The sequence below is a fragment of the Cytobacillus pseudoceanisediminis genome (genome assembly GCF_023516215.1).
GTDB classification, from domain to species: Bacteria; Bacillota; Bacilli; order Bacillales; family Cytobacillaceae; genus Cytobacillus; species Cytobacillus pseudoceanisediminis.
Window position 1 is genome coordinate 2,185,789 of record NZ_CP097349.1, and the last position, 12,032, is coordinate 2,197,820.

Below are 12,032 nucleotides of genomic sequence, written 5' to 3' on the forward strand. Positions count from 1 at the left end.
ACTTTCACCCCCGCTAGTATTAATCGAGCAACGTTAACAGCTTTTTTGCAAATCCGGCATCTAACACTGCCACAACAACGCGGGCTTCCTTCCCTATAGCCTTACCAAGCATTTCCCGGTTTTGAATCAGCTTATAAGGAACCCCGAATGATTTACATTTATCTGTAACTTTTTTTGCCGTATTTGCGGATGCATCTGCAGACAGCAAAACAAGCTTTGCTTTGCCATTTCTGATCTCTTTAACAGCAAGCTCTTCTCCCGAAGTAATTTTCCGTGCCCGATTGGCTAAGCCAAGCAATGACATCCATTGATTTGAGTTCATTTGGATTGCCGTTTCTCCTTCTCTATTAACTCCAAGAGTTCTTCATAGATAGCATCATCTATGGAAACTTCTAAATGATTGGCTAAGATATTCTTTTTCTTTGCTAATAAAACTGCTTCCTTTTCTTTGGAAAGATAAGCCCCGCGCCCTGATTTTTTTCCGGTCGGGTCTACAGATACTTCCCCTTCTTTGGAGCGAACGATGCGAACGAGTTCTTTTTTCGGCCTCATTTCACCGGTAGCGACACATTTTCGCAAAGGAACTTTTTTACGATTGTTCACGATCATTCACCTCTTCCCTATTCTTTTCCCTCTAAAAGATTATCCTGAAAATCGAAGTCTGCATCATTTTCGTAGTCTTCGTTTTCGTAACCATCATTATCAAAGTTCAACAGTGTTTCATCCCGCGGATAAATTCCGGCTTCACGGGCATCTGTTTCTGATTTGATATCAATTTTCCAGCCTGTAAGCTTGGCTGCAAGTCTTGCATTCTGGCCGCGCTTTCCGATTGCCAGGGATAGCTGATAATCCGGGACTACAACTGTTGTTGCTTTGTCAACTTCATTTACGATTACGTCAAGCACCTTTGAAGGACTAAGTGCATTTGCAACGAAAACTACCGGATCTGAAGACCACTTTACAATATCAATTTTTTCGCCCTTAAGCTCATTTACTACCGCCTGTACACGTGTTCCCTTAGGGCCTACACATGAACCTACCGGATCTACTTCTTCATTGTCTGAATGTACGGAGATCTTAGAACGGTCCCCTGCTTCACGCGCAACAGATTTGATTTCAACAGTTCCATCATAAATTTCTGGAACTTCAATTTCAAATAATCTCTTCAGCAGACCAGGATGCGTTCTGCTAACAAAGATTTGTGGTCCTTTTGTTGTCTTTTCTACTTTTGTAATAAAGACTTTAATGCGGTCATGGGGCTGATAACGCTCATTTGGCATTTGTTCGTTCGCCGGAAGGATTGCTTCAATCTTTCCAAGGCTCACATAGATGAACTTAGGATCTGTACGCTGAACAATTCCCGTCATGATATCTTCTTCACGGTCGATAAATTCAGAATAAATGATGCCTCTCTCCGCTTCACGGACACGCTGTGTAACAACCTGTTTGGCCGTTTGGGCAGCAATGCGCCCAAAGTCCTTAGGAGTTACTTCCATTTCGACGACATCTTCCACCTGGTAGTTCGGGTTGATCTTTTGAGCATCTTCAACTGAAATTTCAAGACGCGGATCAAATACTTCATCCACTACCTCTTTGCGTGCAAAGACTCTCATCGTTCCGTTTCCTAGGTTTAAATCAATGCGCACATTCTGTGCCTGGTTAAAGTTTCTGCGGTAGGCTGACACCAATGCAGCTTCAATTGCTTCGATAATCACATCGCGAGAAATGCCTTTTTCTTTCTCAAGCAATGTCAGAGCATCCAAAAGTTCACTGCTCATGAGATTTATATCCCCCTTTATTTCTCTTATAAAAATGATCAACTCTAAAGTAGCAATTTGCTTTAATTAATAAGACAAGTAAGTATTGGTTTTTGAACGTCAATAACTGTCTAGCTCAAGCTGCCTCCCCCTCGAGGTGAGGCCCCAGGATGAGGGTCATGCAGACGTTGCCACAGGACACGGCGCTCTTAGTCTGCGTTCCTTCGTGGGCAAGACGCTTCCGCTTTTCTTAATAAGCAAGCCCGCAATCAGCCGTCATTAGAAAACAACGGCTAAACGGGCATTCGCTACCTTCTCATAAGGAATTTCGATCCTTTTCTTCCTTGTTTTGATTGTCACTTCAACCGTAACGGTCTCCCCGTCAAATTGGGTTAATACACCTTCGAACGTCTTTTCTCCATCAATCGGCTCGTATGTTTTTATGAAAACATTCTTGCCGACTGCCTTAACAAAATCACTGTCTTTCTTTAGAGGGCGTTCAGCTCCCGGCGATGAAACTTCCAAGAAATAGTTGTAAGGAATCGGATCTTCAGCATCAAGCTTTTCACTAAGCCTTTCACTGACCGTTCCGCATTCCTCGATATCAACACCAGTTTCTTTATCAATAAATACGCGAAGGAACCAGTCTTTCCCTTCTTTTACATATTCAATGTCGACTAATTCTAAATTAAGTTCATCCACAATAGGGGTGACCAGTTGTTCCACCGTTTCAGTCACTTTGCTCATTCATTTCCCTCCTTTTTACTGGATTCTTAGCTCTTGTTTTACAAAAGTTTTATTTTGATATACAGGAAGACTTTTTCGGATATATTGTTGTTTTTCATCTATCTATATTGTCCTTTGATTTTCGCTCCAGGCTGCTCAGCGAACCGCGTGGCGGGCGGTGAGCCTCTCCCGCATAAGTCTTCGCACCTTCCGCTACAATCAACTCAGCAAATAATATACAAAAAGCAACAAAACTTACGAAAACAATCTTCAGGAAAAAACCGTACACAACACGAAAGAGTGGGTTGCCCCACTCTTCCTTTTGCGAGAGTTATTCTTAGTATTTCCAATAAAACTATACCATAACCAATTTTTTTATGCAAATGGAATAGCTGTCAGCAGAAGGGGGCGGACCATTTGCCTGCCCTCTTTTTTAGAATAGTGAAAGCTGATTTTGTTCAGGAAGAGATTCAAGGCAGCCGTGATTATCCAGATACTCGATAATCGTCTTGGACACTTTTCCGCGCTGCTGCAAATCTTCTTTGGATAGGAATTCTCCTTCTTCCCTTGCTTTAACAATATTGAATGCTGCGTTTGTACCCAATCCTGGAATGGAATTAAACGGCGGTATCAAAGAATTTCCATCAATGATAAACTCATTTGCGCTAGAGCGGTATAAGTCCACCTTTTGGAAGTTAAAGCCCCTTTCGTTCATTTCCAAAGCCAGCTCCATTACAGTTAATAGATTTTTTCTTTCGTAGAAGCATCAAGTCCCTTTGCATTGATTTCTTCGATGCGGGAACGTATCGCCTGGGATCCTTTAACCATGGCATCAACGTCAAAGTCCTCTGCACGAACAGTGAAGTATGCTGCATAGTAAAGAAGCGGATGGTGCACTTTAAAATATGCAATCCGGACTGCCATTAATACGTAGGCTGCCGCATGGGCTTTAGGGAACATGTATTTAATCTTTTTACAGGAATCAATATACCATTCCGGCACTTCATTCTTTCTCATTTCAGCTTCCATTTCATCGCTCAGGCCTTTACCCTTACGAACCGATTCCATAATTTTAAAAGCAAAAGCAGGCTCAAGCCCCTGATAGATTAAATAAACCATAATATCATCGCGGCACCCGATTACTTCACTTAAGTTACAAATATTATTATGGATCAATTCCTGGGCATTCCCGAGCCAAACATCTGTACCATGAGAAAGACCCGAAATCTGGACAAGTTCTGAGAAAGTGGTCGGCTTTGTATCTTCAAGCATCTGGCGGACAAATCGTGTACCAAATTCCGGTATGCCTAGTGTTCCAGTTTTACACATGATTTGCTCTTCTGTCACACCAAGTGATTCCGGCCCGCTAAAAATTTTCATTACTTCAGGATCATCTGTCGGAATCGTTTTTGGATCAATACCGCTAAGATCCTGAAGCATCCTTATGACGGTTGGGTCGTCGTGCCCCAGTATATCGAGTTTTAATAGATTATCGTGAATTGAATGGAAGTCAAAATGAGTCGTTTTCCATTCAGATGTCCGGTCGTCAGCAGGGAACTGAATAGGCGAAAAATCATAAATATCCATGTAATCCGGCACAACAATAATACCGCCAGGGTGCTGTCCAGTTGTCCGCTTTACTCCTGTGCAGCCGGAAGCAAGCCTGTCAATTTCGGCACCCCTGATTTGAAGATTATTATCCTGCTGGTATGCTTTGACATAACCATAAGCTGTTTTGTCTGCCACAGTACCGATTGTTCCTGCACGGTATACATATTCCTCCCCGAATAGCACCTTTGTATAGTTATGTGCCCTCGGCTGGTATTCCCCCGAAAAGTTCAAGTCAATATCGGGAACCTTATCTCCCTTGAAACCAAGGAACGTTTCGAACGGGATATCATGTCCATCTTTTTTATATTTTGCTCCACAGTTCGGGCAGTCTTTATCAGGCAGGTCAAAACCGGAGCCAACTGACCCGTCATTGAAAAACTCGGATGTCTTGCATTCCGGGCAAACGTAATGGGGAGGCAGCGGATTTACTTCAGTTATTTCGGTCATCGTCGCAACAAAAGAGGAGCCGACTGATCCACGGGAACCAACAAGATAGCCATCATCCAGTGATCTTTTTACAAGCTTATGTGAGATCAGATAGATAACCGCGAACCCATGCCCGATAATACTCTTAAGTTCTTTTTCAAGGCGGGCTTCAACGATCTCAGGTAGCGGATCACCATAGATTTTCCTAGCCATTCCGTAACTCATGCTGCGCATTTCTTCATCTGCGCCTTCAATTTTTGGTGTATACAAATCATCTTTAATCGGCTTAATTTCTTCAATCATATCCGCTATTCTGTTCGTATTCTCTACCACAATTTCCTTCGCTTTGTCTTTGCCAAGGAATGAAAAAGCATCAAGCATTTCATTAGTAGTCCTGAAGTGAACATCCGGGAGCTGATGGCGATTCAAAGGATTTGCTCCTCCCTGTGAATTAACAAGGATTTTCCGATAGATTTTATCATTTGGATTCAAGTAGTGTACATTGCCTGTCGCGACAACCGGCAGATCAAGCTTTTCTCCCAGCTTTACAATATTGCCGATAATCTCTTCCAGCGCTTTTTCATCTCTTACAAGTTCAAGCTCCAAAAGGTGTGCATAGACAGCTTTCGGGTGCACTTCAAGATAATCGTAGAATTGCGCTGTATCTTCCACTTCATCTGGAGATTTCTGCATCATGCCTTCAAAAACTTCGCCTTTGTCACATCCCGATCCAACCAGAATTCCTGCACGATGTTTTTGCAGGACTGACCTCGGAATGCGGGGCACTCTGTAAAAATATTCAAGATGCGAGATGGATACGAGTTTAAAGATATTTTTCAAGCCTTCTTCTGTCTGAGCAAGCAGGGTGCAGTGCGCTGGTCTTGCACGCTGATAGGCATTTCCCTGACCCATATTATCATTGAATTGATCATGATATTCGATCCCTTTTTCATCTGCATGCTTAAGCATCTTAAGAAGCAGATAACCTGTGGCTTCCGCGTCATATATAGCACGGTGATGCTGGGTGAGTTCAACGTCGAACTTTTTGGCAAGCGTGTTCAGACGATGATTTTTCATGTCCGGATATAGAAAGCGTGCAAGTTCAAGAGTATCTATTACAGGATTAGACGCTTTGCCTATGCCCATTTTTTTATAGCCTACATTTAGGAAGCCCATGTCGAAGGATGCATTATGAGCTACTAAAACAGCATCTCCTGCCCATTCATGGAACTTCTTCAGTACCTCTTCCACTTCCGGTGCATTCTCCACCAGATCATCGGTGATTCCAGTCAGATTGATCGTTGTTGCCGACAAAGGGTGATGAGGGTTTGCAAAGGATTCAAACCGATCAATGATTTCACCATCATGAATCTTAACCGCGGCAAGCTCAATGATCGTATCATATACAGCTGATAAGCCTGTTGTCTCAACGTCAAATACAACATACGTATCTTCAGTAAGCTTGCGATGCGCATCATTATAGGCAATCGGCACACCATCATCCACAAGGTTCGCTTCAATTCCGTATAAGATCTTTATATCATTCTTTTTCCCGGCACCATAGGCTTCAGGGAATGATTGAGCAACAGCATGATCAGTAATGGCAATAGCTTTGTGTCCCCACTTTTTCGCCTGTGAAACAAGTGCACTGACAGATGAAACTGCATCCATTTGGCTCATCGGTGTATGAAGATGAAGTTCAACCCTTTTTTCTTCAGCAGGTGATGTATCCTGTCTTTGAATAGGTTTAATTTCATTGATATCGTTCCCGATCATTACCAGGTCACGTACAAATGTATCGTTTTGTATGCTGCCTCGGACCTTTAGCCACATACCTTTTTGCACATGCTGAAATAAAGCAGCATCCTCTTTGTCCCGCGAGAACATTTTTACAAGAATGGAGCTGGTATAATCAGTAATTTTGAAAGTTAAGAGTGTCCGGCCGCTGCGGAGTTCTCTCGTTTCAGCAGCAAACACATAGCCTTCAACGGCTACTCTGCGCTCTTCATCAACTATATCAATCAATTTGCGGTAATCTGCATCATCCTTAATGGTAAGACCGATTGTAAGCGGCCCCTGAGGTGCTGAAGGATCTGCTGATTCAGCTTCTGCTTCTTTCTTCTGCATCTCGATTGCTGCCTGGAGACCGCGCTCCTGATCTTCTTTGCGTTTGGCCTCCATGAATTTTTCATATTCTTCATTGGATCCTTCAGAAGATACTTCTGTATCAACTGTTAAGGCCGGAAAGCCAAAAACTTGAAAAACATCTGAAATAGTGCCGGCATACTTTTTCTTGATAGACAATCCTTCCAATTCATTTCGGACCTTAATGATAAGTTTGTTGCCCTGAACAGAAGGAACCTGTTCATTCAGAAGCTTTATGAGCGGGGGCGCCATGCCATCCATTTCTTTGATGCAGTTGTGCCAGTATTCAAGAACAAGCTGTTCAGTAAAATCCTGATTTTTCACAGATATGCTGTAGGAAATTTCTGCAATATGGGAAAATGTCTTTTCCAGCTGATCTGTGAAGCGGCTATATACACTGCAAGGCACAATCTTTGGAAAAGCAAAATAAAAATGCCATTTCCGTGACTGTCTTTCGACTATGACCCTTTCGATCTGGGCATCATGAAAGTGCTGCACAAAGGCATCTTCAGTTAGCTGCATCTGCTGGAGCAAGAGCTGAAATCTAGAAGGTTCGCTCATCTTTCTCTCTCCCATCTAATAAACTTGGTTTCTATGTTTTACACTTTTGTTATAATCCTTGTTTTAATTCAATATTCTGCCCGTTGATTTCATCACGTGGCACTTGTTTCCCGCGGGGAGGAACAGGGCTCCTCGGCTCCGCCTGTGGGGTCTCCCACTCCCTCTCCTGCCGCAGGACTTTGAATAATCATCCTGACTTAGCACCGCACGAAGAAAATGCGAAAGCATTTTCGAGGATCAAGTACCCTCCACTCCAATCAACTCAGCATTAGAAATATTGTTATAATGTTAGAAAACTGAAAATAAATAAGCACCGCCATATTTAGAAATGGACAGACGGACTTAATTATAACATATCGAATCAGATAGTGAATGAAAAAACGGATTCCATTTTGGAACCCGTTTTTTCGTCTAAATCAAAATGAACACTGCCCATATTTTTATATTGCAGACATCATTTCAGCAATTTTATCTGCAAGCTGATCTTTGTGAATTTCCTGCATTTCACCTGTTTTTCTAACTTTCACTTCGACGATGCCTTCAGAAGCTTTTTTGCCCACAGTTATGCGGATTGGCAAACCGATAAGGTCGGAATCTGCAAATTTGACACCGGGACGTTCCTGGCGGTCATCCATTAATACTTCATAGCGATCACGCTTTAGCATTGTATATAATTCCTCAGCAACTGCAGACTGAGTTTCGTCCTTCATGTTAATAGGGATGAGATGCAAGTCGAATGGAGCCAGGGAGCGCGGCCAGATAAAGCCGTTCTCATCGCTGAACTGTTCGGCAACTGCAGCCATAGTACGGGAAACTCCGATGCCATAGCAGCCCATAATCATTGGCTGTGTTCTCCCATTTTCATCTAAAAAAGTCGCTTCCATTGCCTCACTATAGCGGGTGCCCAGCTTAAAGATATGTCCAACTTCAATTCCTTTGGCAAATTGAATCGTTCCTTGTCCATCTGGTGAAGGGTCGCCCTCTTGAATGAAACGGAGATCTGCATATCGGGTTACATAGAAATCACGATCTGGATTAGCATTGACATAATGAATTCCTTCTTCATTTGCGCCACATACACCATTCACAATGGCTTCCACTGCATGATCTGCAATGATCTCAATATCCTTCACTCCAATAGGTCCCAAAGAACCAACAGCACAGCCAAGAATTTGCTTAGTCTCTTCGGCATCAGCTAGCTCAACGGCAGCGGCTTCAAGCAGATTTTTAAGCTTGATGTCATTTACTTCATGGTCACCGCGGACAAGAACAAGAACATATTTTTCATCAGCTTTAAAAAGAAGCGTCTTTATGCACTGCTCTTTAGCCACGTTTAGGAAAGTTGAAACTTCTTCAATTGTTTTTTTGTTTTCTGTTGCTGCCTTTTCCAGTTCCTGAGGCTCCTCATTGCTCTTTGAGTATTGTGCAAGAACCGGAGCCATTTCAATATTGGCAGCGTATTCGGAAGTATCTGAGTATGCGATAGTATCTTCTCCAACTTCTGAAAGAACCATAAACTCATGTGTGTCTTTACCGCCCATTGCACCCGAGTCAGCAATGACAGCTCTGAAATTCAGGCCGCAGCGTCTGAACACATTAGAATAAGCTGTAAAAAGTTTATCATACATTTCATCAAGGCTTTCTTGATTTGAGTGAAAGGAATAGGCATCCTTCATGATAAACTCACGCCCGCGAAGAAGCCCAAAGCGAGGACGCTTCTCATCACGGAACTTTGTCTGAATCTGATAAAGAGCCAATGGTAATTTCTTATATGATTTTACTGCATCACGAACCAGGCTGGTAATCACTTCTTCATGAGTGGCACCCAAAGCGAACTCTCGCTCATGGCGATCCTTCATTCTCATCAGTTCAGGTCCGTATGTATACCAGCGCCCGGATTCCTGCCATAGTTCAGCCTGCTGAAGGGCTGGCATCAGAAGCTCGACAGCCCCTGCATTATCCATTTCTTCTCTGATAATAGCTTCAACCTTTTGCAGAACTTTTTCGCTAAAGGCATATAGCTATAAATTCCGCTTGCGTTCTGGCGGATAAAACCAGCCCTCAGCAATAATTGGTGGCTTCTGGTTTCCGCATCTGCAGGCACTTCTTTTAATGTAGGAATAAGCGTCATGCTCTGTTTCATTTATTTGCACCTCAATTAAAAATATGTAATGAATCTGCTTCCTCAACAAAAGAAGGGTCTCCCGGTCTTCAGAAAAAGCTAATAGCTTCCTAAAGACCAGAGCCCTCATCCTTCTTCTGCATGCAGCTCTGCTAAGTTTTTACAGGAAAAATCTCTGAATATCATTCCAAGTGACCACGAGCATTAATAGCATTAAAAGGGCAAACCCAATAAAGTGGACCATTCCCTCTTTATGGCGGTCAATTGGCTTCCCTCTTACAGCTTCAACAGCAAAGAACATTAATCTTCCGCCATCGAGAGCCGGAATTGGAAGCAGGTTCATAATTCCCAGATTTATGCTTAGGATACCTGCCCATTTCATTAAGTAATAGATACCTGATTTGGCTACTGTATCTGTTGAAACATAGATACCTACCGGGCCTGATAATGCATCAATTGAGAACTGTCCAGTGACAAGCTTGCCTAGCATGACAAAAATCTCTTTAGTCCAGAAATAGGTTTCCTTAGCTCCATAGGTAATGGCCTTTAAAGGTGATTTCTCCATTGGACTATATACTCCAATGATTCCAATCTTTTCGCCTTCAACATCCTGAACCTTCGGAGTAACCGGTATTGTATGTTCCTGGCCGTTTCTTTCCACCAAAAACTCCAATTCTTCACTTGGGTTTTGTCTAATGATTTCTACTACATCTGACCAGCTTGAAATTTCTGCTCCATCGACACTTTGAACCAAATCGCCTTCCTTAAGCCCAGCTTCATAAGCTGCACCATCAGGGGTCAGCTTGCCTAGTGCAGGTTCATTAGTCGGAATACCCTGCAATAAGGCTATTAGTACAAAAACAATAAAAGCCAGAACAAAATTCATCATCGGGCCTGCGAAAATCGCCATTGTTCTCTGGCCCAATGTCTTTGATGCAAATTGACGGTCATACGGGGCAATGAGCGTCTCTGTTCCATCCTCAACCAGCACAGCTGAACGGCTGATTTTAAAAACTTGGATTGACTCTTCCTCTTCACCCTCAACATACCCTTTTATTTCAAGGGCATGCTCAATGTCAGCATCTTCAACTTCAACTATTCTTGCATCTGGATATTTATCCTTATTGTTTAAAATAATTTTGCTTACTTCCTCGTTATCATCAAGGATCAGGCCGATGCGGTAGCCAGGTTTAATTTCCACCATCTCGGGATCTTCACCGGCCATGCGCACAAACCCGCCTATTGGCAATAGACGAATCGTATAAACTGTTTCATCTTTTTTAAAGGAAAACACTTTAGGGCCGAATCCAATAGCGAATTCGCGGCAGAGAATTCCTGCTCTTTTGCAAAAATTAAGTGTCCCAGTTCATGGAAAAATACCAGTGCCCCGAAAATAACAATAAAGGCTATTACTGTACTCAAGTTTTAACCACCTTTTTTTAGAGGTTGTTCAAATGTGCTGGTGAGTGTTAATAAATTTATTGCAGCCATTTGAACGCAAGCTTATAGAAGCGAGTTAACATATTTCCTCGTTTCCAAATCTGTTGCCTGGATCTCATCAAGACTTGGATTTGAGATAATATTATGGCTGGCCAGTGCTCTTTCGATGAAATCTTCTATTTGCAGGAAGGTAATCTTTCCATCTAAGAATGCAGCAACAGCAGCTTCATTTGCAGCATTTAATACAGCTGGCATTGATCCGCCAGCTTTTCCGGCTTCATAGGCAAACTTCAGGCAGCGAAAGCGCTCAAAGTCCATTTCTGCAAAATGGAGCTTGCCAATTTCAGCAAGATTCAGCCGGTTTGCTGTTCGGAGCGGGAGCCTGTCAGGATAAGTTAAAGCATACTGAATCGGTACTCTCATATCCGGGGTGCCAAGCTGTGCGATTACACTGCTGTCATGAAATTCAACCATGGAATGGATAATACTTTCTTTATGAAGAAGGACGTCAATTTTACTGTAATCCATGGAGAAAAGCCAATGTGCTTCAATTACTTCAAGTCCCTTATTCATCATGGTAGCAGAATCGATGGTGATTTTTGCTCCCATTGACCAATTCGGATGATTAAGTGCCTCTTCAACTGTCACATTTTCTAATTCCTTGCGTGAGCGGTCTCTGAAGCTTCCTCCAGAAGCTGTCAAAATGAGCCTTTCAATATTTTTCTCTTTTTCCCCCTGAAGGGATTGAAAAATAGCCGAATGTTCACTGTCTACAGGAAGAAGCATAACACCGTTTCGCTTTGCTGCTTCCATGACCAGATGGCCGGCAGTCACAAGGGTTTCCTTATTTGCGATGGCGATTGTCTTTTTTCCTCAATCGCCTGCAATGTGGAATCAAGTCCTACGCTGCCTAAAACTGCATTAACCAGTATTTCAGATTTTGGATAAACAGCTACTTCTATCAAACCTTCATGTCCATATGTAAATGTTATGCCGGGAAACTCAGCTTTAAGAATATCTGCAGAACTTTTTCTGATAGTGAGACAAGTTCCGGCTGAAAGTCAGAGATAATTTTCCGGGCAAGGTCTATATTTCTGCCTGCAGACATGGCTGCTAGCTTAAATTCTTCTGGGTGTTCCTTAATGATATCAAGGGTCTGTGTCCCAATCGACCCTGTTGCACCCATTAAACTGATATGTTTCATAGTCTCCTCCTAAAAGAAAAGCGGAAGCGCCTTGCCCACC

5 protein-coding genes and 4 pseudogenes are annotated in these 12,032 nt (G+C 42.7%); all 9 read right to left on the reverse strand.

The features are described from left to right. Window positions 1-19 precede the first annotated feature (19 nt). Window positions 20-322: a YlxQ family RNA-binding protein gene (locus M5V91_RS11760; protein WP_009330704.1), complete on the reverse strand. Its 303-nt coding sequence runs from the start codon at window positions 320-322 to the stop codon at window positions 20-22. Next, on the reverse strand, window positions 319-603 hold the full coding sequence (gene rnpM / locus M5V91_RS11765) for an RNase P modulator RnpM (RefSeq protein WP_009330705.1): 285 nt from the start codon (window positions 601-603) through the stop codon (window positions 319-321). The genes M5V91_RS11760 and rnpM overlap by 4 nt, the downstream gene beginning before the upstream one ends. Window positions 604-620: 17 nt before the next feature. Then, window positions 621-1,778 carry a transcription termination factor NusA gene (gene nusA / locus M5V91_RS11770; RefSeq protein ID WP_251175174.1) on the reverse strand — a complete coding sequence of 386 codons (1,158 nt, stop codon included), beginning with the start codon at window positions 1,776-1,778 and terminating at the stop codon, window positions 621-623. A gap of 258 nt (window positions 1,779-2,036) precedes the next feature. Continuing rightward, complete coding sequence (rimP, locus tag M5V91_RS11775; RefSeq protein ID WP_009330707.1) at window positions 2,037-2,504, reverse strand: ribosome maturation factor RimP; 468 nt, start codon at window positions 2,502-2,504, stop codon at window positions 2,037-2,039. A 412-nt stretch (window positions 2,505-2,916) separates the two neighbouring features. After that, window positions 2,917-7,241, reverse strand: a pseudogene (locus tag M5V91_RS11780) (PolC-type DNA polymerase III). 425 nt (window positions 7,242-7,666) lie between these two features. After that, window positions 7,667-9,369, reverse strand: a pseudogene (locus tag M5V91_RS11785) (proline--tRNA ligase). A 139-nt stretch (window positions 9,370-9,508) separates the two neighbouring features. Continuing rightward, window positions 9,509-10,770: pseudogene (gene rseP, locus M5V91_RS11790) on the reverse strand (RIP metalloprotease RseP). Between the two features lie 81 nt (window positions 10,771-10,851). Beyond that, window positions 10,852-11,622: a 1-deoxy-D-xylulose-5-phosphate reductoisomerase gene (gene dxr, locus M5V91_RS11795; protein WP_439649969.1), complete on the reverse strand. Its 771-nt coding sequence runs from the start codon at window positions 11,620-11,622 to the stop codon at window positions 10,852-10,854. Further along, window positions 11,619-11,992 (reverse strand): annotated as a pseudogene (locus tag M5V91_RS30970) (hypothetical protein). The gene dxr and the pseudogene M5V91_RS30970 overlap by 4 nt, the downstream one beginning before the upstream one ends. Window positions 11,993-12,032: the final 40 nt, after the last annotated feature.

Coding starts and splice junctions, on each gene's coding strand:
- M5V91_RS11760 (WP_009330704.1), bottom strand. CDS start 322: ATGAACTCAAATCAATGGATGTCATTGCTTGGCTTAGCCAATCGGGCA.
- nusA (WP_251175174.1), bottom strand. CDS start 1,778: ATGAGCAGTGAACTTTTGGATGCTCTGACATTGCTTGAGAAAGAAAAA.
- rimP (WP_009330707.1), bottom strand. CDS start 2,504: ATGAGCAAAGTGACTGAAACGGTGGAACAACTGGTCACCCCTATTGTG.